Annotated in this window: 22 protein-coding genes; 17 read left to right on the forward strand and 5 right to left on the reverse strand. The window is 36.5% G+C overall.

Features of this window, described 5'->3' with window-relative positions:
* Positions 1-15: 15 nt before the first annotated feature.
* The gene (locus BMX09_RS03235) at positions 16-1,044 is read left to right on the forward strand and encodes a serine hydrolase domain-containing protein (RefSeq protein WP_089746268.1); all 1,029 of its coding nucleotides are present in this window, start codon (positions 16-18) and stop codon (positions 1,042-1,044) included.
* A gap of 318 nt (positions 1,045-1,362) precedes the next feature.
* Positions 1,363-2,670, forward strand: coding sequence for a uracil-xanthine permease family protein (locus BMX09_RS03240; protein WP_177159514.1), 1,308 nt, complete (start codon positions 1,363-1,365; stop codon positions 2,668-2,670).
* Between the two features lie 165 nt (positions 2,671-2,835).
* On the opposite strand, the gene BMX09_RS03245 is transcribed toward BMX09_RS03240, so the two are convergent.
* Positions 2,836-4,026: a MalY/PatB family protein gene (locus BMX09_RS03245; RefSeq protein ID WP_089746270.1), complete on the reverse strand. Its 1,191-nt coding sequence runs from the start codon at positions 4,024-4,026 to the stop codon at positions 2,836-2,838.
* Between the two features lie 172 nt (positions 4,027-4,198).
* Here BMX09_RS03245 and BMX09_RS03250 point away from each other — a divergent pair, with 172 nt between their 5' ends.
* The 8 genes from BMX09_RS03250 to BMX09_RS03280 all read left to right on the forward strand — a co-directional run bounded on the left by BMX09_RS03250 (position 4,199) and on the right by BMX09_RS03280 (position 13,301).
* On the forward strand, positions 4,199-6,034 hold the full coding sequence (locus BMX09_RS03250) for a YcjF family protein (RefSeq protein ID WP_089746271.1): 1,836 nt from the start codon (positions 4,199-4,201) through the stop codon (positions 6,032-6,034).
* 115 nt (positions 6,035-6,149) lie between these two features.
* Positions 6,150-6,644, forward strand: coding sequence for an Lrp/AsnC family transcriptional regulator (locus BMX09_RS03255; RefSeq protein WP_089746272.1), 495 nt, complete (start codon positions 6,150-6,152; stop codon positions 6,642-6,644).
* Complete coding sequence (locus BMX09_RS03260; RefSeq protein ID WP_089746313.1) at positions 6,644-7,828, forward strand: pyridoxal phosphate-dependent aminotransferase; 1,185 nt, start codon at positions 6,644-6,646, stop codon at positions 7,826-7,828. The genes BMX09_RS03255 and BMX09_RS03260 overlap by 1 nt, the downstream gene beginning before the upstream one ends.
* A 266-nt stretch (positions 7,829-8,094) precedes the next feature.
* Positions 8,095-9,828 carry an ABC transporter ATP-binding protein gene (locus BMX09_RS03265; protein ID WP_089746273.1) on the forward strand — a complete coding sequence of 578 codons (1,734 nt, stop codon included), beginning with the start codon at positions 8,095-8,097 and terminating at the stop codon, positions 9,826-9,828.
* 1 nt (position 9,829) lies between these two features.
* On the forward strand, positions 9,830-11,587 hold the full coding sequence (locus BMX09_RS03270) for an ABC transporter ATP-binding protein (protein WP_089746274.1): 1,758 nt from the start codon (positions 9,830-9,832) through the stop codon (positions 11,585-11,587).
* A 26-nt stretch (positions 11,588-11,613) separates the two neighbouring features.
* Entirely contained in the window at positions 11,614-12,294 is a 681-nt protein-coding gene (locus tag BMX09_RS03275; RefSeq protein ID WP_177159515.1) for an NAD(P)H-dependent oxidoreductase, read from the forward strand.
* The gene (locus BMX09_RS10055; protein ID WP_177159516.1) at positions 12,295-12,468 is read left to right on the forward strand and encodes a hypothetical protein; all 174 of its coding nucleotides are present in this window, start codon (positions 12,295-12,297) and stop codon (positions 12,466-12,468) included.
* 203 nt (positions 12,469-12,671) lie between these two features.
* Positions 12,672-13,301: a redox-sensing transcriptional repressor Rex gene (locus BMX09_RS03280; RefSeq protein WP_089746276.1), complete on the forward strand. Its 630-nt coding sequence runs from the start codon at positions 12,672-12,674 to the stop codon at positions 13,299-13,301.
* Between the two features lie 46 nt (positions 13,302-13,347).
* On the opposite strand, the gene BMX09_RS03285 is transcribed toward BMX09_RS03280, so the two are convergent.
* Entirely contained in the window at positions 13,348-13,611 is a 264-nt protein-coding gene (locus tag BMX09_RS03285) for a YdiK family protein (protein WP_089746277.1), read from the reverse strand.
* Positions 13,612-13,811: 200 nt separating this feature from the next.
* Here BMX09_RS03285 and BMX09_RS03290 point away from each other — a divergent pair, with 200 nt between their 5' ends.
* Positions 13,812-14,081: a co-chaperone GroES gene (locus BMX09_RS03290; protein ID WP_089746278.1), complete on the forward strand. Its 270-nt coding sequence runs from the start codon at positions 13,812-13,814 to the stop codon at positions 14,079-14,081.
* Between the two features lie 84 nt (positions 14,082-14,165).
* Positions 14,166-15,785 (forward strand): chaperonin GroEL, encoded by a 1,620-nt coding sequence (groL, locus tag BMX09_RS03295; protein WP_089746279.1) that lies wholly within the window; start codon positions 14,166-14,168, stop codon positions 15,783-15,785.
* 91 nt (positions 15,786-15,876) lie between these two features.
* Here the strand turns inward: groL and BMX09_RS03300 are convergent, their stop codons facing one another.
* The 3 genes from BMX09_RS03300 to BMX09_RS03310 all read right to left on the reverse strand — a co-directional run bounded on the left by BMX09_RS03300 (position 15,877) and on the right by BMX09_RS03310 (position 18,876).
* Complete coding sequence (locus BMX09_RS03300; protein ID WP_089746280.1) at positions 15,877-17,238, reverse strand: APC family permease; 1,362 nt, start codon at positions 17,236-17,238, stop codon at positions 15,877-15,879.
* A 106-nt stretch (positions 17,239-17,344) separates the two neighbouring features.
* Entirely contained in the window at positions 17,345-17,854 is a 510-nt protein-coding gene (locus BMX09_RS03305) for a biotin transporter BioY (protein ID WP_089746281.1), read from the reverse strand.
* 23 nt (positions 17,855-17,877) lie between these two features.
* On the reverse strand, positions 17,878-18,876 hold the full coding sequence (locus BMX09_RS03310; protein ID WP_089746282.1) for a biotin--[acetyl-CoA-carboxylase] ligase: 999 nt from the start codon (positions 18,874-18,876) through the stop codon (positions 17,878-17,880).
* Between the two features lie 171 nt (positions 18,877-19,047).
* Between BMX09_RS03310 and BMX09_RS03315 the strand changes: the two genes are divergently transcribed.
* The 5 genes from BMX09_RS03315 to BMX09_RS03335 all read left to right on the forward strand — a co-directional run bounded on the left by BMX09_RS03315 (position 19,048) and on the right by BMX09_RS03335 (position 23,280).
* Entirely contained in the window at positions 19,048-20,670 is a 1,623-nt protein-coding gene (locus BMX09_RS03315; RefSeq protein ID WP_089746283.1) for an ABC transporter permease subunit, read from the forward strand.
* A complete protein-coding gene (locus tag BMX09_RS03320) occupies positions 20,663-21,403 on the forward strand; it encodes an amino acid ABC transporter ATP-binding protein (protein ID WP_089746284.1) in 741 nt (246 codons plus the stop codon). The genes BMX09_RS03315 and BMX09_RS03320 overlap by 8 nt, the downstream gene beginning before the upstream one ends.
* Before the next feature lie 153 nt (positions 21,404-21,556).
* Positions 21,557-22,045, forward strand: a complete 489-nt coding sequence (gene tsaE, locus BMX09_RS03325; protein WP_089746285.1) for a tRNA (adenosine(37)-N6)-threonylcarbamoyltransferase complex ATPase subunit type 1 TsaE — start codon at positions 21,557-21,559, stop codon at positions 22,043-22,045.
* A complete protein-coding gene (locus BMX09_RS03330) occupies positions 22,038-22,565 on the forward strand; it encodes a GNAT family N-acetyltransferase (RefSeq protein ID WP_089746286.1) in 528 nt (175 codons plus the stop codon). The genes tsaE and BMX09_RS03330 overlap by 8 nt, the downstream gene beginning before the upstream one ends.
* A 19-nt stretch (positions 22,566-22,584) precedes the next feature.
* Positions 22,585-23,280, forward strand: coding sequence for a 5'-methylthioadenosine/adenosylhomocysteine nucleosidase (locus BMX09_RS03335; protein WP_089746287.1), 696 nt, complete (start codon positions 22,585-22,587; stop codon positions 23,278-23,280).
* The last annotated feature ends 96 nt before the right edge of the window (positions 23,281-23,376 follow it).

Here is a 23,376-nt window from a genome sequence, read left to right on the forward strand (position 1 = left end):
AGGTGGTTAAATAGTATGTATGAAAAGACAAAGACATTATTAGAAGAATATATTGAAGAAGAAGTTTTTCCGGGATATAGTGTGGCGTTTTTAAAAGGTGAGACTGTTGAAAAAGTGATTGCTGGTAAGATGACGCCTAATAGTGGGGTTACTTTGCATGATGGTATGTACTATGATTTGGCTTCAGTGACGAAAGCAGTTGTGACGGGAACGTTATTATTACAAATGATTGAATTAGGAGAATTAGATTTGGATACAGCTTTGGTGGAGTATTTTCCAGAAGCCAAAGAAAAAGAGGTTACCCTTCGTCATTTAGTAACACATACTTCTGGTTTGGCTGGGTTTATTCCTAATCGTGACCAATTGAATGCTGATGAATTGGTGCAGGCTTTATTACAATTGCCAAAGACTGATACTTTCTATCAAACAATGAAGTATACGGATACTGGTTTAGTCTTGGCAGGTAAAGTCATTGAAAAAGTAACCGGTCAACAGTTAGCAGATGTCTTTCAAGAGCGGGTCTTAGATATTTTAGGGATTACGGAGATGGAATATGGTCCAATCTTTAAGCATCAAAGTGTGCCAACTGAATATCTGGAAAGTGAGTCTATGTATCTATCTGGACGAGTGCATGATCCTAAAGCTAGTGTCTTAAAACGTAGCTGTGGTAGTGCGGGCTTATTTGCGACAATCGATGGTATGATTCAGTATATGGAGATGTTATTGCATAAAGGACTAGGTATGAATGGGGCACGTCTATTGAAGGAAGAATCAGTTGAAAAGTTAGTGTCTGATTGGACGCCGAGTCGTTGTGCTGGTCGTTCGTTGGTCTGGGATTTACAAGTGGTGGATGGTGAAGCATGGTTGCGTCATACTGGCTTTACTGGTACGGCGGTTGTGTGGAATCTAGCACATCAAGAAGGCTTTATTCTATTAACGAATCGTATTGCTCAAATGACGGATACACCACTATATAATCGTTATCGTGATTGTTTATTATACACGTATATTAAAGAAAGCCAAGCGCAAAGAAAGCTTTCGTAACTAACTGGGAAGATTTTATTGTGAGTACTTTTAGAAGGATACTTGTCGGCTACCTCGGATTGGGGTGGTCGTTTTTTTGTATGTTGGTTTGCGAGTTGGCGACGAATTTTCGTTGGGAAGGCTAAACTTTTTGGACGCTAAAAAATTAAAATGATTTCGCTTGCATTTTTTTGCCTGTGGTGGTAATATACTTTCTAAGCACGGGCTTTTAAAATCATCCAGAGAGGTGAAAAAGGCGCACAAATAGTACAAGTATACCTTAAGCCCTGTTGCCAAAATAACTAGGGCTTATTTTTTATGCCCGGAAAAGAGGGAAAGATGGAGTTACAAGTATCAAAAGTTGATTTACGTTTAGATGTGGAGGACAAACCACCGTTTCTGCAAGGATTATTATTGAGTTTACAGCATGTGTTTGCGATGTTTGGAGCGACCATTTTAGTGCCGTTGATTTTAGGCATGCCGGTGTCAGTTGCTTTATTTGCATCGGGGGTTGGGACGATTTTGTATATGATTTCTACTAAATTTCAAGTTCCGGTCTATTTAGGCTCATCATTCGCGTTTATTTCGGCGATGGCTTTTGCTAAGGAGCAAATGGGTGGTGATGTGAAGGCTGCTCAGACTGGGGTTGTCTTAGTTGGGTTGACGTATGTATTGGTGGCATTGTTAGTTCGTTTCGTGGGAACTGCTTGGATTAAAAAGATTTTGCCACCGATTGTGATTGGGCCGATGATTATGGTGATTGGTCTTGGGTTAGCTGGTTCTGCAGTGACAAATGCGGGCTTTGTGCAAGATGGCGATTGGCGTAATATGTTAGTTGCAACGGTGACGTTTTTAATTGCGGCTTATATTAATACGAAAGGACGTGGATTCTTTAAGTTAATTCCATTCTTATTTGCAATTATTGGGGGGTATATCTTAGCAGCAGTAATTGGCTTAGTTGATTTTACACCAGTTATTGAAGCGAAATGGTTTGCTTTGCCTGATTTTTATTTACCATTTAGTACGGATGGCGTGTTCAATACTTATGATTTATACTTTGGTCCTGAAACATGGGCGATTTTGCCGGTTGCAGTGGTGACGATTGCTGAACATATTGGGGATCACACAGTATTGAGTGAGATTTGTGGACGTGATTTCTTACAAAAACCAGGATTGCATCGTACTTTATTGGGGGATGGTGTAGCAACAGCAGTATCGGCTTTTATCGGTGGGCCAGCCAATACAACTTATGGTGAAAATACTGGGGTTGTTGGTATGACACGTATTGCTTCAGTATCTGTTATTAGAAATGCGGCTGTGATTGCGATCTGCTTGAGTTTCTTTAATAAGTTTACAGCTTTAATCTCAACGATTCCGACGCCGGTTCTTGGTGGTATGGCGATTTTATTATATGGGGTTATCGCAAGTAATGGTTTGAAGGTAATGATTGAGGAACAAGTGGATTTTCGTAAGGTGCGTAATTTAATTATTGCTAGTTCAATGTTAGTCTTAGGATTGGGTGGTGCAATGTTAGAATTAGGACCAGTAACTTTAACGGGGACTGCTTTATGTGCGATTACTGGAATTATCTTGAATGGAATTTTACCGCATGAAGCAAGCGATAATGAAAAAACAATGACTTTATAATAGATTGATGTATGAATAGGGATGACTTTTAGGGGTGGTCCTTATTTTTATGATGCAAAAAACCAGCCTGGCTCAATTAAGAGTGAGGCTGGTTTTTGTTTTGGGATTAGTTATTACGCACAATTTTTAGTTCGCAAATTTTGTTTACAAATTTAGGATTGCAAATTATTTTGCTAAGTGGTGCAATGTTTGTTTTAAGTCTTGTAATAGTTTTTCTAAGATATGAGTTGGACAAGCGATATTAATGCGTTCGAATAGTTCGCCGCCTTTTCCGAAGATATAGCCTTCATCAAAGAAGATATCAGCTTTTTGCAAGGTTTGTTCTAATTCTTTTGAAGTTAAGCCATAACAAGAGAAGTCAATCCATGGTAGGTATGTGCCTTCTAATTCGTACATTTTTAGTTCTGGCATTTCTGTTTTAATGAAGTCTTCTAATACTTTTTTATTAGTCCATAATAAGTTTAAGAAGCCTTCTAGCCATGCCTCGCCTTGTGTATAAGCGATTTCGGTGGCTTTCATGCCGACCATATTGATACCGTGGAAGCCATTTAATTCTTGGGTGTGAACGAACTTTTCACGTAAGTCTTTATTTGGAATAATGATGCCTGATGCTTGTAATCCGGCGATATTAAAGCTTTTACTTGGCGCTGTACAAACAATACAGTTTTGGCTAGTTGCTTCTGAAATAGTTGCGAAGACTGTTTGTTTATAGCTTGGTGCGATAATATCATAGTGAATTTCATCTGATAAGACGATAACATTGTGTTTTAAGGTTAGTTCACTAATTTTTGTTAGTTCTTCTTTTGTCCAGACACGTCCTACTGGGTTGTGTGGGTTACATAAGAACATTAATTTTACGTCATCTTGGGCTAATTTTTCTTCTAGGTCTTTAAAGTCAATCTCAAAGCGTGGGAAGTTATTGATTAAGTGTGATTCATGTAATGTACGTCCGCTAGCAATGATTGAGTCTGAGAATGGATAGTAGACTGGTGATAAGATTAATACCCCGTCTCCTGGTTGGGTGAAGCTATTGATTGCTGTATAGAATGCTGGGACAACACCTGGTGAAGTGACAATCCAATCAGCTTTAATGTCCCATGCATGGCGTTTTTTGTTCCAATTAATAGTAGCTTCTTTATAGGAATCAGTGATACGTGTATATCCTAGAACTGTTTGGCCGATGTATTCTTGTAGGCCTTTAACAATTTCTGGGCATGTTTTGATGTCGGCATCCGCTACTGAAAATGGTACGGTACCTGGTTTGGTATCTTGTTTGCATTCATTCATCAACATGTATTTATTTGATGAATCTTTTGTACGATCAACAAGGGTCGTAAAGTCATAGTTTTTTGTCATAAATAATTTCCTCCTATTTCAATCATGTACTTTTCATTCTAACATAGATTAATGAAGAATTCTGTGACTCTTAGGATAAGAATTTACTAAGAAATGGCTAGTTAGTTCTTAGTTTCAGATTTTTGTATTTTATGATAGGATGGAGTGGAAATGGAATAGAGGGGGATGAATAATGAAGTCAGCTGTAGATCTGTCATTAGTAGAAGAAATGTTGGCAAAGACGCGTGAAGAAGTCGAGAAGATGACACCTGTGAATGTGATGGTTGTTGGGAAGACAGGTGTTGGAAAAAGTACTTTGATTAATAGTATTTTTCGTGAGAATTTAGCGACGACTGGTGTAGGTAAGCCAGTAACAAAGCATCTGCAAAAGATTACTAAGGAAGGCGTTCCGATGTCTTTAGTGGATACTCGTGGTTTGGAATTAAGCCTTATTAGTCAAAAAGAGATAACGAATGAGATTTTAGAAACACTTGCCACTGAGAAGAAAAAAGGAGTACGTGATGAGATTCATGTTATCTATTACTGTATTCAAGCGATGACGGCTCGTATTGAGGATCCAGAAATTGAATTAATTACTAAATTGAGTCAACAAGCGCCGGTAATCATTGTTTTAACGCAATCTTTAGGGACGCAAGCTGAGGAATTTAAGCGTTATTTAAGGGGAATGCATTTGCCGGTGCAAGCGATTTTGAATGTGATGGCGCAACCGTATCCGATTTATGGGAAGGTGTCGGTGCCGGCATTTGGTTTGATGGATTTATTAGAAGTAACGTATGAAGTGGTTCCTCGTGAGGTGGGGGTGGCGTTAACGAATGTCCAACAAATTGATATTGAGCGTAAGGCGAAGAAAGCTCGTTTTTGGGCAACAAAATATATTGCTTCAACATTTGGTGTGGGGTTTGTGCCAGTACCGTTTTCTGATGCGGCGGTCTTAGTTCCGATGCAAGTAACGATGATGGCGCATATTACCTCGATTTTTGGGATGGAGATGGATAAATCAACCATGACAGCTTTAGTGAGTGTGGTTGGTGGTACGAGTGGCGCAACGGTTGCTGGTAAGTTCATTACATCAAACTTATTAAAGCTAGTACCTGGAATCGGGACAGTTGCTGGTGGTGTGATTAGTGGTGTGACAGCTTCCATGATTACGACGGCTTTAGCGATGAGTTATATTGAAGTCTTAGTGGTAATGGCTCGTAAAGAACAAAAAGGTCGTGAGGTGAATCCAAAAGAAATCACAAAATTATTAACAGTAAAATTAAGCCAACGAATCAAACAAGGTGGTAATCAATTAGTGAAGGAATTAATCGCCAATGCTACGGGAGATAATCTAACTATCGAACAAGAGAAGGAGATTAATTCTCAACAAGATTTTGACAATGGTAGCACTAGTACTACTTCATCAACACATATTCTTAAAAATTGGGCCAAGCAGTTATCCTATAAAGTAGGTGAATTAGCATTAGTGGTTAGCAAGAATACTTTAGAAGGGACTAATTATTTAGCACAAAAGACAACTGATACCCTAGAACGCTATCAACAAAAAGCTTTGCACCAAAATGCGGTTGAACAAGAAATTGCACGTCAAGAATCTTTAAACCAGGTAGATACATTATTAGTGCAAGGAAAAGTCATAAAAGATGGGGATAATGTGGATACTTCAGGGGAAATGATGGATAACACACGCTCATCAGATAATCTGAAAGCACAATCAAGTGAAAAAGTGGCGTCAAGCGTGGAACAGTCCCACCAATCAATAGTAGACCTTATAGATAACGAAAAAACGTTGGCGAACACGGAAGCGACGAATCAAGCAATTGGGGATAAAGAACAATCACCAAATGTTCCATCGTCAAAAGCTAAAAAAATCAGAATTGGTCAACGTGAAAAAATGACTAAAGAAACTAAAAAGACGACAGCTTCCTTAACAAGAAAGACAAAAGTAATCGAAAACCTTACTCGCTCTATCATTCAGAAACAACGGCAAAAGCGAAATTCCAAAAACTAAAAATCAATTAAATTATCATTAGACTAGCTGAAAAAAAGAGTTGATTTTGCTATATTTGTGGTAGAATCACCATTCATAAAATTTACTGGTATAAAAAAGAAAGGGTGTTAGATAAATGAAAACGGATATAAATGAAAGTATCTTAAAACTATTAGAAAAAGATAGCCGTTTAACAACAGAAGAAATTGCTACTCTATTAGCTTTGGAAGAGCAAGAAGTAAAAGAGCGCATTAAAGATTTAGAAGAACGCCGCGTGATTTGTGGGTATCATACTTTAGTTGATTGGGAGAAGACCGATGATGTGAATGTTTCAGCAATTATTGAATTACGTGTGAATCCGCAACGTGGTACTGGTTTTGACCGTATTGCTGAGAAAATCTACCAATTTCCTGAAGTTGATGCTTTGTATTTGATGTCTGGAGGGTATGATTTTATGGTGCAATTGAAAAAAGCGCCTATGCGTGAGATTGCAGCCTTTGTGTCTAATCGTTTGTCAGTCATTGATGAAGTACAATCAACCGCAACGCATGTGGTATTAAAACATTATAAAGACCATGGCACAATGTTTACTGGTCCGAAAGAAAATCGTCGAATGGTGGTAACGCCATGATGGAAGAGTTTTTAAGTGATAAGATCAAACGCATTAAACCGTCTGGTATTCGTAAGTTTTTTGAGATTGCTAATGAATTAGATGATGTCATCTCTTTAGGGGTTGGTGAACCGGATTTTGATACGCCATGGCATGTACGTGATGAGGGGATTTATTCTTTACAACAGGGTAAGACTTTCTATACGGCGAATGCTGGTTTGATGGAATTGCGTCAAGAAATTTGTCAGTATATTGAGCGTAAGCAAGAAGTTCACTATGACCCGAAATCAGAAGTTGTAGTAACAATTGGTGGTAGTGAGGCGATTGATATTGCTTTACGTGCGATGCTTAATCCTGGTGATGAAGTGATTTATACCGAGCCTTGTTATGTATCGTATTTACCTTGTATTGTTTTATCGGATGGTGTTCCGGTAGCGATTCCTTTGAAGGCTAGTAATCAGTTCCGTTTAACAGCGCAGGAATTAGAAGAGGCGATTACACCTAAGACGAAGGTTGTTATATTGTCGTTCCCCAATAATCCAACTGGGGCTGTGATGAGTCGCAAGGATTTAGAGGCGATTAGTGAAGTGATTAAGCGTCATAATTTAGTGGTGATTTCTGATGAGATTTATAGTGAATTGACGTACAGTGAAGAGCGCCATGTGAGTATTGTGGAAATTGATGGCATGCGTGAGCGTACAGTCTTGATTAATGGCTTTTCGAAGGCTTTTGCGATGACTGGTTGGCGTATGGGGTATGCATTAGCGCCTCACATTTTGATGCAACAAATGATTAAGATTCACCAATTTACGATTATGGCGGCACCAACAACGAGTCAATATGCGGGTATTGATGCTTTGCGTAATTGTGATGAGGATGTTAGCGAGATGCGTGAGAGTTACAATCAGCGTCGCCGTTATTTATTGAAAGAGATGGAGCGTTTAGGATTGCCATGTTTTGAACCATTTGGCGCTTTTTATATCTTCCCGAATATTTCTGAATTTGGGATGACGTCAGAAGAGTTTGCCTCACGTTTGATTCAAGAGGAGCGTGTGGCAGTTGTGCCAGGGAATGCTTTTGGTGATTGCGGGGAAGGTTTTGTGCGTATTTCTTATGCGTATTCATTAAGTAGTTTGAAGAAAGCTTTAGAGCGTTTAGAACGTTTTATTGTAAGGTTACGCCAGGAACAAGAAGATACCAAATAGCATCAATTAATGGAACTGTTTTTGGGGATATTGTATACTATAGGTAGTTATGACAGTAGCAATCATTGTTTTTTAGTAGTATCTTTGCAAGCTAATAAATGTTGAAAGTCATATTTTAGTGAGTGGTAGACTGTCTATCTTTTTTGAGGTGGATGGTCTATTTTTTATAGAAAGAGCGTGTTAGAAGAAAGAGCGTATTAAAAGTAAGCTCATGTATCAGAAATAGAATGTTAACAATAGAATAGTAGGAATGGAGGGGATTTTTAATGAAGATGATTTTTAAGGAGTTAAGTTTCTTCTTTAAAAGGCATAAGTGGCGTTATTTGATTGCGGTTATTAGTATGATTATTAGTAGCTTAGCAATGATGTTACCGGCTAGATTAATTGGCCGGATGATTGATACGATTGTGAGTGGCAGCCTGACGTATGAGAGATTAGGGCAATTAGTTATTTTATTTGTGGTGGCAATTGTGGCGACTTATCTTTTTGAAGTGACTTGGACGTATTTAATCTTTGTTGGCTCGTATCAGATTCAAGGAATTTATCAAAAGAAAATGATGCATAATTTTTTAACGAAACGTTCGGGATTTTATCATAAGTTTCGTACGGGGGATTTAGTGACGCGAGCTAGTGAGGATATTCGCACTTTAGGGATGACGACGGGATTTGGTTTTTATGCGATGGTCAATTCTTTTATGATGTTGGCGGTTATTCTATTGACTATGGCGGTGACGATTTCTTGGAGGTTGACCATTGTTGCGATGTTGCCGGCACCGATCTTAGGTTTTATTGTTGCGAAATTAGGTAGTAAAATAGATGTGGAATTTTCTAAATCACAAAAGGCGGTTTCTGATTTGAATAATGATGTCTTGGAAGTGATCGATGGAACATATGTGGTACGTGCTTATGGTCAAGAAGAGGCAGCGATTGCGCACTTTAAAGAAGATTCGCAAAAAGCAGCCATTCAAAATGTGCGTGTTGCTAAGTTAAATACGGCTTTTATGCCTATTTGTGGCTTAGCAATGATTATGAGTTTTGCTTTAGGCTTTATGTATGGTGGGATTTTAATTGAGCGTGGCGTGATTGCGGTTGGTGATATGGTGTCATTTCAAGTCTATATTGGAATGACAATTTGGCCGGTTGTCTTAACTGGGCAAGTGGTGACGGTGGTTCAACAAGGGAAAGCTTCGCTAAAACGAATTAAAGAAGTCTTAAAAGCTAGTGATGATTTAGAAGTAAGTGGTTCAAAAGTATTAGATACTGTACAAAATATGACTTTTAAAGATTTTAACTTTTCCTATCCTGGCTCTAATGATATAGCGTTAAAAGATATTAACTTAACGATTGTAGCAGGGCAAACAATAGGGGTTGTTGGTAAGACGGGTAGTGGTAAGACAACTTTTATTCGTCAATTTATCCATCAATATCCATATAATGGTGAAAAGTTCTTAATCAATGGAGAACTAGTAACGGAATATACAATGGATTCTTATTTACAACGAATGGCTTATGTACCGCAAGAGCATACATTATTCTCGCGTTCCATTCGAGAAAATTTATATTTAGGGAAAGATAAAGCAAGTGATAGTGAGTTATACCAAGCTTTGAACTTAGCAGCTTTTTCTGAAGGTGTCAAAGAGATGCCTAAACAATTAGACACTTTAGTTGGTGAAAAAGGTGTCAGCTTAAGTGGTGGGCAAAAGCAACGTCTTTCAATTGCTAGAGCGTTTTTACGTGATAGTGAGATTTTATTATTAGATGATGCTTTGTCGGCGGTTGATGCCAAGACCGAGCGTGAAATTATTGAACATATTGAGCGTGAGCGTCGTGGTCGCACGAATATTATTACGTCTCATCGTTTATCGTCAATTTGTTCGGCGGATATGATTATTGTATTGGATGGCGGTCAAATTGTTGATCGTGGTACACATGAAGAGTTGCTAAGTCATAAGGGTTGGTATTATGAACAATATCTTCGTCAAGAAATGGAGGGGAAATAAGATGCTACAAACTATTAAACGCTTATTATCTTATATTCGCTTCGATTTAAAACGATTTATGATTGGGATTCTCTTATTATTAGTAACAACAGCAACGGCTCTTTATTCGCCATTAGTTGCTAAACAGATGATTGATGAAGTGATTACACCAGCTAGTCAGACTGGTCAATTGAATCATGGTTTATTATTTTATTTTGTGGGTCTTTATATTTTAATGAATGCTGTGTCATTTTTATGTGGTTATTTAGGGCAATATACCTTAAATAAGATGGCTAATTATTTGGTGAAGATTATTCGTGATGAAGTCTTTAGTCATGTACAAAAATTACCAGTTAAGTATTTTGATAATTTACCTGCTGGGAAGATTGTCTCTAGGATTACCAATGATACGGAAGTGGTGAGGGCACAATTTTATAATAATACTTTGGCTGTAATTTTGAATAGTACGGTTTTAGTCATTGGGGCTTATATTGCAATTTATTTATTGAATCCGTATTTGGCATTAGGCTTATTATTTTTAATTCCTGTGATGATTGTTTGGCAATGGTTATATGCGAAGTTATCTAGCAAGTATTTAAAGGAATTACGTGAATTAGTCAGTGTAATGAATGGGAAATTAAATGAAACGATTCAAGGAATGGAAATTATTCAAACCTTCCAACAAGAGCGTCGTATGGATCAAGAATTTGCTGATACTTCCGATCAATGGGTTCGTGAAGGTGATAAGTTTGTTCGTTTGGATTCATTAGCAGCTTGGAGTTTCCTAGCTTTATTGCGTAATACGACGATGTTGGGTGTGGTTGTCTTTATTAGTTTGAAATTTTTAAATGGAAGTTCTATTTTAACGGCTGGGATGATTTATGCTTTTATGGATTATTTAGTGCGTTTATTTGAACCATTAAATGCTTTGGTGCAGATTTTATCTAGTTTCCAACAGTCAGTAGCAGCTGGTTCTAGGGTTTTTGAATTAATGGATGAACCTGCTTTGGAAGAAGTGGATCGTGAGTTTATGATGCAAGAGGCAAAAGTAGTGTTTAACAATGTGAATTTTGCTTATAAGGATGATATTTATGTCTTACATGATATTAATTTTGTGGCTAATCCTGGTGAGACGGTAGCTTTTGTGGGACATACTGGTTCTGGAAAGTCCTCTATTTTAAATTTATTATTTAGATTTTATGATCCAAATAGTGGTCAAATTATAATTGATGGGCAAGATACTAAAGATTATTCACGCATATCAGTCCGTCGCGATATGGCGATTGTCTTGCAAGATCCGTTCTTATTTACAGGGACATTAGCAAGTAATATCCGCTTAAACAACGACTCGATTACGGATGAAGAGATGATAAAGGCCTTAGAAAAAGTTGGAGCTACTCATTTACTAAAAAAACATGAATTAGGACTGCATATGCCAGTGACTGAGAAGGGAAAAGAATTTTCTTCTGGTGAGCGTCAATTAATTTCATTTGCGCGCGCTTTAGTGTATAATCCTAAATTGTTAATACTAGATGAAGCGACATCGCATGTTGACTCAGAAACAGAAGCCATTATTCAAAAAGCAATGGCAATTGTATCAGAAGGTCGTACAACCTTTATTATTGCACACCGTCTTTCAACGATTATGCATGCTGATCAAATTATTGTTCTAGATAAGGGACGAATTATGGAGCAAGGTACGCATCAAGAGTTGTTACAAAAAGATGGGACTTATGCAGTAATGTACAAAATGCAAGCAAACGCTAAATCAGAGGATTAATCTCAGATAAGAAAGTAGGAATGAGGATGAAGACTTTAGTAGTGATTAGTCATCCCACCCTTGCGGAATCATCACTGCAACAATTTTTAGTATCGGCTGTTGAGGCTAAGGATTCGGTGTGTGTACGTCATTTGGAAAGTGTCTTAAAAGATTCGCCGACTGGTCATTTTGATCGAACAAGTGAACGACAAGCAGTGAAACGAGCGGATCGCATTATTTTACAATTTCCAATGTATTGGTATAGTTCGCCAGCAGTGATGAAGCAGTGGATGGATGAAGTTTTAGATATAAAATGGGCTAAACAGATTGGCTCAAAAGAAGTCGGGATTGTGACGAATATGGGGATTAAGGAGCGCTCATACCAAGCTGGTGGACGAGAACAATTTACTTTGTCTGAATTATTGCGACCTTTCCAAGCGACGGTTAATGCTTTAGGGTGGCAGTATTTACATGCTTTTCCAATTTATCAATTTATTTATCTAACTGAAAAAGAAAAGCAATTATTATTAGTGGACTATCAACGTTACTTAACACAAGAGCATTTTGATTCTTTTAAGGAAACGGAAGACTGGTTTAAACAGGAATTACAATTTGTGAAAAAGAACCAAAATCAAGCCATCGATTACCAACAATTAGAAGAGTGGTTAGTCGCTTGTCAGGATGAACGTTTAGAGTTAGAGATGCATCTGGAAGGGTTTGGTGATTAAATGTTAGATAATGATTGGCAAGAAAGAATCGACTTAATGATTTCTGAAAGCCAGGATTATTGTGAAAAAGCTTACATAATATCGCTTAAAGAATTATTATTAGAAGAAATTAAGCGAATCGAACAAATGAAGGGTGAATTAGACGGTAGAATGTGGAGTCCTAAAACTTGGTAGTTAAAAGTTTAAAGGGAGTGGGATTTTTTGAAGAGAAAAAATCAGCTGAAATCCTTAAAAAAAACCAAAAAAATCTTAACTTTGTGAAACAAGATACTAGTATTTTTAGTGAATAGTGTATATAATGAGTAGGTGAACTCACAAGAAATTTCTAAATAATTATAAAGGTTAAAAGAAATAAACTAGTCGGAAGGAGAGATAGTATGAAAGAAGTTGAAATTCCAAAGGCAACAGCTAGAAGATTACCAATCTATCATCGTTACTTACGATTCTTACATGAAGCTGGTAAGCGTCGCATTTCATCAACAGAATTAAGTGAAGCTGTGAAAGTTGACAGCGCTACTATTCGTCGTGATTTTTCATATTTCGGTGCATTAGGTAAAAGAGGTTACGGTTATGATGTAGAATATTTATTAGAATTTTTCGGTAGAACTTTAAATCAAGACCGTTTAAAAAATGTTGCTTTAGTAGGTGTTGGGAATTTAGGGCAAGCATTATTGAATTATAATTTTTCACAAAGCAATAATGTGCGTATTAGTGCTGGTTTTGATGTATCAGAAGGAGTGGTTGGGCGCATTGTGAGTGGTGTGCCAGTATATGCTTTAGATGATATGGTCGAACAATTAAAAGTCCAACAAATCGAATTAGTTATTTTAACAGTACCGCAAGATAAAGCGCAAGATATTGCTGATATGTTAGTAGAAGCAAATGTAAAAGGGATTTTAAACTTTACCCCAATTCGCTTGTCAGTACCTAAAGAAGTTCGTGTACAAAATGTTGACTTAACGAATGAACTACAAACCTTAATTTATTTTTTAGATAATAATCGTTAAAAAAACTTCTGCTTTAGGGCTTATCCTAGGGCAGAAGCTTTTTTGTTTACTTAGTCGAATCGTGTTGTTTATCAGACTCTTGGTTTGTATCAGTGGTTTCTTGGGTTAAGTTTTGATAATGATCTTTAAATTTTTGGTAAGTTGTATACATGCGAATGCTTGTTGATAGACTATTTGTCGCAAACACACAACAAAAGAATGTTGAAAATCCCCAACCATAGAGTGGCAATAATTGAATTGCTAGAAAAATGAAGAAACATCCTAAACAGATTTGAAAGAGTAAATGTTTGAAAAATTGTTTTTTTGTCATTTGTACACCTCTTTTATATTTCATCTATTAATGATACTAGTTTCAATAGAATCTGGCAACTATTTTCGATGGAAGTTAATGATTTAAGTTTTTGGGGTAGGTTTAGTACTTGCAATTTTGACTAATTTTGATTATTATTATTTTGTGGTTAGCACTTATGATATTTGAGTGCTAAATAAAAAACAGCGGAGGGAAAAAGAATGTTAAAACCGTTAAAAGATCGTGTAGTAATTAAAATGGTAGAACAAGAAGAAAAAACAGCTGGAGGATTAATCTTACCAACAGTTGCGCAAGAAAAATTGCAATTCGCTGAAGTATTAGCAGTTAGCGAATTCACTGATAAAGATGATCGTCAAGTTGCAGTTGGTGATAAAGTCGTCTTTGAGAAATATTCTGGTACAGAAGTCAAATTAGATGGCCAAGAATATATCATTATTAAAGAAAAACATATTGTTGCAATTGTCGAATAATGAGTGATGAAAATCAGGAAGATTTATTCAAGATATAAAAAGAGTTTTAAAGGAAAATAAAAAAGAAAATTTTGAGGTGATTACATGGTAAAAGATATTAAATTTGCAGAAGATGCACGTGCAGCCATGCTTCGTGGTGTAGATGTATTAGCAGATACAGTTAAAGTAACAATTGGTCCAAAAGGTCGTAATGTGGTATTAGAAAAAGCTTTTGGTTCACCACTAATTACAAATGATGGGGTAACAATCGCAAAAGAAATCGAATTAGAAGACCGTTTTGAAAATATGGGTGCAAAATTAGTTGCTGAAGTAGCTTCAAAAACAAATGATATTGCAGGGGACGGTACAACTACAGCAACTGTCTTAACTCAAGCAATTGTTCGTGAAGGTCTAAAAAACGTGACTGCTGGTGCTAATCCTGTTGGCATTCGTCGTGGGATTGAATTAGCAACAAAAGCAGCAGTTGAAGAATTACACAATATCTCTCGTACAGTAGACTCTAAAGAAGCGATTGCTCAAGTAGCAGCGATTTCTTCAGGATCTATGGAAGTTGGTAATTTGATTGCTGAAGCGATGGAAAAAGTTGGTAATGATGGCGTTATTACAATTGAAGAATCAAAAGGTATCGAAACAGAATTAGATGTTGTTGAAGGAATGCAATTTGATCGTGGTTATTTATCACAATATATGGTAACGGATAATGATAAAATGATTGCTGAGATGGATAATCCATTTATCTTAATTACGGATAAAAAAGTATCTAATATTCAAGATATCTTACCTTTATTAGAACAAATCGTCCAACAAGGTCGCGCATTATTAATTATTGCTGATGATGTGGATGGTGAAGCTTTACCAACCTTAGTATTAAATAAATTACGTGGCACATTCAATGTGGTAGCTGTTAAAGCGCCTGGATTTGGTGACCGCCGTAAAGCGATGTTAGAAGATATTGCCGTATTAACAGGAGGTCAAGTAATTACTGAAGACTTAGGTTTAGAATTAAAAGATGCGACAATGGCACAATTAGGTACTGCAGGAAAAGTAGTAGTTACAAAAGATAGCACAACTATGGTAGAAGGTGCTGGAAATACGGAAGCTATTCAACAACGTGTAGCCTTTATTCGTTCACAAGTAGCTGATACAACAAGTGATTTTGATCGTGAAAAATTACAAGAACGCCTAGCAAAATTATCAGGTGGTGTAGCAGTTGTTAAAGTCGGTGCAGCTACTGAAACGGAATTAAAAGAGAAAAAATTACGTATTGAAGATGCTTTAAATGCAACTCGTGCGGCTGTTGAGGAAGGAATTGTGCCTGGTGGTGGTACAGCTTTAGTGAATGTTCAAGCAGTTGTTGAAGCTTTAGAATTAACAGGAGATGAAGCGACAGGAGCTCGTATTGTTGCTCGCTCATTAGAAGAACCATTACGTCAAATTGCTACAAATGCAGGTAAAGAAGGTTCTGTTGTAGTTGCACAATTAAAAGCCCAAGAACAAGGGATTGGTTATAATGCCGCAACTGATGAATGGGTAGATATGATTGAAGCAGGGATTGTTGATCCAACGAAAGTAAGTCGTTCAGCTTTACAAAACGCTTCATCTGTTTCAGCTTTAATCTTAACAACAGAAGCAGTCGTGGCTGATCACCCAGTTCCACAAGCACCAATTATGCCAAATATGGATCCAGGAATGGGTATGATGTAATTCGCTCACTATAAAAGAGAATCACATATCTTAACATTAAAATAAAGATAAAAATAAACCCTAAGGAAATTTCCTTAGGGTTTTTTGTGTATTATGAGTTAACTTGTGTTGTGTGGGCATTATTTTTCTTATAGAAATAATAACCTACATAACAAAAGAATAAACAACAAAGCATCGCAATACTTACATAGACGGGAGCTGCTAAAAGGCTACCGATAAATAAAGTTGCGGTTGCAGTAATAGCTAAAATTGGTGAAATGAATCCAGTAAAGACGTTTTTAATTTCACCTTTTTTATATAACTTAAGAACGACAACATATAAAATAACTAAGCATAAATTATTAAAGACAACTGGCACTTCGCTAATATCACTATTGGCTAAGACCTGATATTTTGTAAATAAATAATGAATGCCAATCCAAAAGATAACAGCTGCTAAAAAGCTATAGGCAGAAGCCGTTGATAATTGGTATTTTGGGTTTAATTTAGCAATTTTAGGAGAATGAATCCATTTTTTTGAGGCTAAAGCTTGAGGCATACGAATTCCCGCAATAAACATTCCATTTGCCACTCCTAATACTGAAATAATCACAATCACTAATAATAATTTACCAATTTTTTCACCGAAAATCATATTAATTGCATATTGTACAGCGCCATCACCAGTCGACATAATAAAGGATGGTCCTAAAATTTGGTTCATGCCATAAAAGAATAATAGATAGGTTAATAGAATAATAATTGGCCCTAAGATTAAAGCACGTACTAAATTCTTTTCAGGATTCTTAATTTCAGGTGCTAAGTTAACCACGATAACCCAACCTTCATAAGAAAAGGCAAGCGGTACTAAAGCCGATAACCATGACCAACCAACATCATGAACTGGTACAACAGTCACTTCTGGTGGAATAGCCGGAAAATCCTTTGTCCAAAAAATACCAATCACCGCAACTAATAATAATGGAATTAATTTAATAATGGATGAAAGATTTTGTAAATGACCGCCAATATTACGTGTATAAATATTAATCATAACCAATAGAATAGTATAGGCAATGGTTGTGAATAGTTGTTGTTCTAAACTAGCTTCCTTACCGATTAACATCCAAGTATAAATATTTGCCACCCAACTAACAATGGCAATAATTGCTGGTAAGTAGATAAAGGCCTGGAAAAATCCAATAGCAGCTGCTAGTGCGGGGTGAATATGTTCTGCATAATATCCCGAAACTCCCCCTGCTGAAGTCTGTCTAAGAGCTAGTTCTGAAAGACTAATACTACCAAAGACGATACAACTTGAGCCGATTAGTAAAATTAAAATACCCAGTGCTAAGCTCCCGCCGGTATACGTTAAGATATCATCAGCTTTAAAATAAATCCCAGATCCAATGACAACCCCGACAATCATCGTAATGGTTGTAAATAAATTATAGGTCTGTTTGTGTTCTGACATAAATAACCTCCCAATATAAAATAGGGTCAAAAAACCCTTGTACTGATTGATATATTATACATCAATATAAGGGAATAAAATAGTTATTTGATTTTATTTTTTAGGTTTATTTTTTTACTAAAATTGGATTTAGTCGTTTATACAGGATAAGTGCTAAGAAAATTTTGGCGATATCTGGTAAAACGAATGGTACTAAACCAATTTCTAAGACTTCCAAAAAGCTTAAAGCAGAGCCTTTTAATTGTAGGATGGTGTACCACAAATAACTTAAACCGATTAAATAGAGTAAGATTTCTGCTAAAATTATTTGTAATGGTAAAAATTTCTCTTTCATCAAAGCTAAAAACCAGGCTACTACAATAAATCCTAGTAAAAATCCACAAGTTGGGGTGACAAAGACGCTGGCACCATAAACAAATAAAGTCATCAGTAAAAAATTTAATACTTGGGATAAAGCGGCATAGACTGGTGGTAATAAAAGGCCAGCCAAAATCACAAAGACCGTCTGCAAAGTAAAGGGAACAGGGCCAATTGGGATACGAATAAAACTACTAATAAAAGTTAAACTGGCTAGTAAACTTGTTAAGACTAGCCAAAAAGTTGTTTTCTTTTCCATAAAGTCCTCCTAAATTTTAAGTATTAATGTTGGGGTAATTGTCTAATGGATACTTCGCCATATGATAGATGATGCAATCGACCAGTTGAAGCTTTAACTAATAGTCTTCCACGATTATCTATATCATAGGCAAAAGCATTGAACGCTTCTTTTCCTTGAATCACGCGGACAGGCTTATTTAGGATATTAGAGCGTTTGCGATATTCTTGGATAAAGCCAGTGTCTGGTAATTCATTAAAGGCCAATAACCATTGATTTAAAACAGCAACTGCCAGATCATTACGGGTACAGTGATTCATCTCATTAGGTGCAAAGACGGTTGTGGCAATCTCTGTTAATTCTTCTGGAAATCCTTCATCTGGTACAGATAAATTAATGCCAATCCCAATAATTAAGGCCTGTACTTGATTGGATTCGATATCAGTAATAGCTTCTGATAAGATGCCACAAACTTTTTTGTCACGCATATATAGATCATTGACCCATTTTATTTTAACAGATTCATTACTAATGGTTTCAATAGCTCGACTAGTTGAGACAGCGGTTTGAGCGGTAATTAAAGAGATACTTTCATAGGATAAATCTTTAGGACTTAGACAAATACTAATATAAAGTCCCGTCTTATTAGGGGAGTAGAATTTTCTGCCCAAACGACCACGCCCAGCTGTTTGTTCATCGGCAATAATAATCGCTGATTGACCAGGGTTTTGTTCGGCAAATTCTTTGGCACGACGATTAGTGGAGTCTATTGTTTGATAGGTTTCAATCTGCCAATCTTTAAACCCACGAATTAAGCGTTGTTTAATTTCTTTTTTATCTAGCATATCAGTTTTGCTGGATAGGCGATAACCTTGATTCGTTTGCGAGGAAATTAAATAGCCTTGTTCACGTAATTTTTGGATAGCTTTCCAAATGGCGGTGCGGCTAACACCTAATTGCCTAGCTAGTGTCTCGCCGGAAATCGGCTGATTAATTTGTTGTTGTAAGAGTAATAATACTTTATCGGTCGTATTCATAGTCATGTCCTTTCTAATTTGAACTTACTTATAACATAAGAATAAAGGCTTATTTATACATTGTCAACCAAAATAGGAGTTGAAAGATAACAATTACGCAAGTTTTTTTGCTTTGTTAACCATTAGTGTGATAAAATGTGAACAATCATAAAACAAGATGATGAAAGGAGATAAAAAATGAATATTAAGAGAAAAATAACGTTATTAGTCACGATGTTGCTATCGATTGTTTTTGTAACAATTGGTCAAGTCAATGCCGAAACGGCTGATGATCAATTTATAGTTGGGATGGAAGCGGGGTATCCGCCATTTAATTGGACGCAGAAAACGAATGCAAATGGTGCTGTTCCAATTGAAGGGACGGGAGATTATGCAGGAGGTTATGATGTAGAGATAGCCAAACGAATTGCTGAGGATTTGGATAAGGAGTTAGTAATTGTTAAAACGGAATGGGATGGTCTAACACCTGCTTTAGTATCAGGTAAGATTGATGCGATTATTGCTGGGATGAGTCCCACTGAAGAACGAAAACAGTCGATAGATTTTTCCACACCTTATTATCAATCGAATTATGTGATGATTGTTAAACGTGGTGGAGCTTTTGAAAATGCGACAACTCTAGCTGATTTTTCTAATGCTAAAGTGACAGCACAATTGAATACTTTTCATTATAGTTTAATTGATCAAATTCCTAATGTTAAAAAACAAGAAGCAATGGAGAGTTTCCCGTCAATGCGTGTGGCTTTACAATCAGGAACGATTGATGCTTATGTCTCAGAAATGCCGGAAGGTCTTAGTGTTGAGGCAGTTAATGATGATTTTAAAATGGTTGAATTAACTGATGGCTTCCAAGCAGAGGATTCAGATAGGAATATTGCTGTTGGTTTAAAAAAAGGTAATCCTTTAACGCCGGAAATTAATGCGGCTATTGATCGTATTACACCAGAAGAACGTTTAGCATTTATGGAAGCAGCTGTTAAAAATCAACCAGCGATTTCAGGTGTTGATGAAAGTAATACGCCTTGGGTTGTGAAAATCTTTAAAGAGAATTGGCGCATGTTTTTAAAAGGCGCTTGGGTAACATTATATATTTCGATTACAGGTACGGTAATTGGTACGGTAATTGGTTTGGGTGTGGGATTAGTTAAGACTATTCCAACTCCTAAAAAAGCCGCTAAACGAGTAGGCTTAAAAATTGCGAATATCTTAGTAACTTGTTATACAGAGTTCTTTCGTGGTACACCGATGATTGTACAAGCAATGGTTATTTATTATGGTTCGGCTTTAGCCTTTGGAATTGATATGAACCGTATTTTTGCTGCTATTTTTATTGTTTCGATTAATACCGGTGCTTATATGTCAGAAGTTGTGCGTGGGGGGATTATCTCGATTGATAAGGGACAATTTGAAGCTTGTCAAGCAATTGGGATGACGCATTTCCAAACAATGATGAATGTTGTCTTTCCGCAAGTGATTCGTAATATCTTGCCAGCCACTGGTAATGAATTTGTCATTAATATTAAAGATACCTCTGTTTTAAATGTTATTTCTGTTTCAGAATTATATTTTGCTACAAAAACTGTCGCAGGAAGCAACTTCCGTTATTTTGAAACATTCTTTATTACCTTAATTATTTACTTTATTATGACTACTACGGTAACGCAAATTTTACGTTATATTGAGCGTCGTTTAGAAGGTCCGAATGATTATGAAATGATTCACTCAGATCCATTGAATTCGAACTCGATGGCTGAGGTTAAAAAGAAAATTGATAGTAAGGAAGGTGCTACTCATGAGTAAATCAATTATTGACATTAAACATTTGAAAAAAAGTTTTGGCAATCATGAAGTGTTAAAAGACATTAATTTTACTGTAGCAGAAGGGGAAGTGGTGACAATTATTGGTTCATCAGGATCTGGTAAATCAACCATGTTACGTTGCATTAATTTATTAGAAGAACCAACTTCAGGTGATATTTTTTATCGTGGGGAAAATATTTTAGATGGTAGACATCAGATCAATCAGTATCGTACTCATGTAGGGATGGTATTCCAATCCTTTAACCTCTTTAATAATTTAAATGTTTTAGATAATTGTACAGTTGGGCCAATTAAAATTCTTAAAAAATCACGTCAAGAAGCTGAACAAACTGCTAAAGAATATTTAGAAATCGTGGGCATGGGGCAATACATTAATGCGATGCCAAAACAATTATCTGGGGGACAAAAGCAACGTGTGGCCATTGCACGTGCTTTATCAATGAAGCCGGATGTCTTATTATTTGATGAACCAACTTCAGCTTTAGATCCAGAAATGGTCAATGAAGTATTAGAAACTATGAAACATCTAGCCAAAACAGGTTTAACGATGATTGTTGTTACTCATGAAATGGAATTTGCTCGTGATGTTAGTGATCGTGTCATATTCATGGATCAAGGCTATATCAAAGAAATGGGTACTCCGGAAGAGCTTTTCCAGCATCCAAAAGAAGAACGTACCAAAGAATTCTTAACCCGTTTCTTAAATTCATAATAATTTATAGAAGTCTCACAACCAAATTTGTGGAAGTGAGGCTTTTTTATTTTTAAGGCAGGGATAGTGAAACGAATGGATATTTTGGCTACTAAAACTAATGGACATTTTGTGGTACAATAAAGTGGCAAAAGAAGGAAATGGAGAACAATTATGAACTATACAACACAAGTAACGAATGAAGAACAAACAAAAAATATTGCAGCGCATTTGGCAAAGTTTGCTAAGGCGGGGTATTTAGTGATTTTAGAAGGACAATTAGGTGCAGGTAAGACAACTTTTACGAAGGGATTTGCGCAAGGTTTAGGCATTCAAAAAGTAATTAAAAGTCCAACCTATACTTTGATTCGTGAATACAAACAAGGACGCTTACCGCTCTATCATATGGATATGTACCGCTTAGAAGAAGTTGGTGGTGGTGATTTAGGTTTAGAAGAATATGTCACAGGTGATGGTGTTGTGATGATGGAATGGGCAACTTTTGTGGAAGATGAATTGCCAGAAGAACGTTTAGTCGTGAAGTTAGATCGTGATGAAGAGAATATTTCAAACCGTACAATTACGTTAATACCGCATGGAAAAGAGTATATTAGTTGGCTAGCAGATTTCCAAAAAGATTTGGCGGGTGAAAAAAATGAGTGAATCATTTGAATTAGCATTAGCCGTTGCCGAAACAAAACACGCTAAGGACTTATTAGACTATGCTAAACAAATCGGGTTTGAGACGGAATTTTTGTCATTTGGACCAGAAGGAATTCCGTTAAGTGTTGAGCAAGAAGCGATTTATTTGGAGGCTGTTTTAGAAAGCGATAATCAATTAATGTTAGTAGCGCTAAATGGTGACCAGATTATTGGCCTAGCAAGTGTTGGCGCAAGTCAGAACCCTAAGTTAGCGCATGTCGGTGAGATTGGCGTTAGTGTCTTAAAAGAGTATTGGGGCTATGGGATTGGCTCGATTTTACTTGATGAGATGATTACTTGGGCATGGCAAACCAATTGTCTAACACGTCTAGAATTAGATGTCGTGGCTACTAATGAAAAAGCGATCCATTTATATAAAAAGTTCGGCTTTACAACTGAAGGAACGTTAAAACAAGGCATCAAATTACAGGCCGGTTATCAAGATTTGTATCGCATGGCTTTATTAAAAGAAGAAAAATAAATTAAAAGGGGAATAAATGATGAGAATTGGAATTATCGCCGCAATGGCAGAAGAGAAAAAATTATTAGAAGAACGCATGGAATTAACAAAAATCCATAAAATCGCTGGATGGGAATTCTTTGAAGGGAAATTAGCCAATCAAGAAGTTATCGTTGTTCAATCAGGAATTGGTAAAGTTATGTCAGCAATCGCTACTACTTTATTAATCGAAAAATTTGGTGCGGGGTTAATCATTAATACCGGTTCTGCAGGTGGCTTGGATAAATCATTACAAATCGGTGATGTGGTTGTCGCAAGCGAATTAGCGTATAGTGATGTCGATGTTACAGCATTTGGTTATGATTATGGTCAATTACCACAAATGCCAACTCGCTACAAAACACAAGACGATTTTATTGAACAAACGATTAAAGCTGCCGAAGAAACAGGCTTACGTGCCACAAAAGGTTTAATCGTAACAGCCGATTCATTTATTCATCGTAAAGACCAATTCGATGATATTATGAAACATTTCCCTGATGTATATGCAACAGAGATGGAAGGTGCAGCGATTGCTCAAGTTTGTCATACATTCGATGTACCATGCTTAGTTATTCGTGCAATGTCAGATATTCCAGAAAGCGGCACTTCAGCAGTAAGTTTTGACGAATTTATTATTGAAGCAGGAAAAAAGTCTGCGGAAATGGTTTGCCTATTACTAAAAAATATTAAATAATTAGATAAGTAGTTTTTGGGAGTAAGTCAAGCTTACTCAGACAAACTGTTTACTCAAATTAAAAAACCTTATCCAGAAAAATGGGTAAGGTTTTTT

It is taken from the genome of Granulicatella balaenopterae, assembly GCF_900111135.1.
Classification (GTDB): domain Bacteria; phylum Bacillota; class Bacilli; order Lactobacillales; family Aerococcaceae; genus Granulicatella; species Granulicatella balaenopterae.

Coding starts and splice junctions, on each gene's coding strand:
- BMX09_RS03280 (WP_089746276.1), top strand. CDS start 12,672: ATGAAAGAAGTTGAAATTCCAAAGGCAACAGCTAGAAGATTACCAATC.
- BMX09_RS03260 (WP_089746313.1), top strand. CDS start 6,644: ATGGAAGAGTTTTTAAGTGATAAGATCAAACGCATTAAACCGTCTGGT.
- BMX09_RS03265 (WP_089746273.1), top strand. CDS start 8,095: ATGAAGATGATTTTTAAGGAGTTAAGTTTCTTCTTTAAAAGGCATAAG.
- BMX09_RS03300 (WP_089746280.1), bottom strand. CDS start 17,238: ATGTCAGAACACAAACAGACCTATAATTTATTTACAACCATTACGATG.
- BMX09_RS03290 (WP_089746278.1), top strand. CDS start 13,812: ATGTTAAAACCGTTAAAAGATCGTGTAGTAATTAAAATGGTAGAACAA.
- BMX09_RS03330 (WP_089746286.1), top strand. CDS start 22,038: ATGAGTGAATCATTTGAATTAGCATTAGCCGTTGCCGAAACAAAACAC.
- BMX09_RS03270 (WP_089746274.1), top strand. CDS start 9,830: ATGCTACAAACTATTAAACGCTTATTATCTTATATTCGCTTCGATTTA.
- BMX09_RS03255 (WP_089746272.1), top strand. CDS start 6,150: ATGAAAACGGATATAAATGAAAGTATCTTAAAACTATTAGAAAAAGAT.
- BMX09_RS03285 (WP_089746277.1), bottom strand. CDS start 13,611: ATGACAAAAAAACAATTTTTCAAACATTTACTCTTTCAAATCTGTTTA.
- BMX09_RS03320 (WP_089746284.1), top strand. CDS start 20,663: ATGAGTAAATCAATTATTGACATTAAACATTTGAAAAAAAGTTTTGGC.
- BMX09_RS03310 (WP_089746282.1), bottom strand. CDS start 18,876: ATGACTATGAATACGACCGATAAAGTATTATTACTCTTACAACAACAA.
- BMX09_RS03250 (WP_089746271.1), top strand. CDS start 4,199: ATGAAGTCAGCTGTAGATCTGTCATTAGTAGAAGAAATGTTGGCAAAG.
- tsaE (WP_089746285.1), top strand. CDS start 21,557: ATGAACTATACAACACAAGTAACGAATGAAGAACAAACAAAAAATATT.
- BMX09_RS03305 (WP_089746281.1), bottom strand. CDS start 17,854: ATGGAAAAGAAAACAACTTTTTGGCTAGTCTTAACAAGTTTACTAGCC.
- BMX09_RS03235 (WP_089746268.1), top strand. CDS start 16: ATGTATGAAAAGACAAAGACATTATTAGAAGAATATATTGAAGAAGAA.
- groL (WP_089746279.1), top strand. CDS start 14,166: ATGGTAAAAGATATTAAATTTGCAGAAGATGCACGTGCAGCCATGCTT.
- BMX09_RS03335 (WP_089746287.1), top strand. CDS start 22,585: ATGAGAATTGGAATTATCGCCGCAATGGCAGAAGAGAAAAAATTATTA.
- BMX09_RS03315 (WP_089746283.1), top strand. CDS start 19,048: ATGAATATTAAGAGAAAAATAACGTTATTAGTCACGATGTTGCTATCG.
- BMX09_RS03240 (WP_177159514.1), top strand. CDS start 1,363: ATGGAGTTACAAGTATCAAAAGTTGATTTACGTTTAGATGTGGAGGAC.
- BMX09_RS03275 (WP_177159515.1), top strand. CDS start 11,614: ATGAAGACTTTAGTAGTGATTAGTCATCCCACCCTTGCGGAATCATCA.
- BMX09_RS10055 (WP_177159516.1), top strand. CDS start 12,295: ATGTTAGATAATGATTGGCAAGAAAGAATCGACTTAATGATTTCTGAA.
- BMX09_RS03245 (WP_089746270.1), bottom strand. CDS start 4,026: ATGACAAAAAACTATGACTTTACGACCCTTGTTGATCGTACAAAAGAT.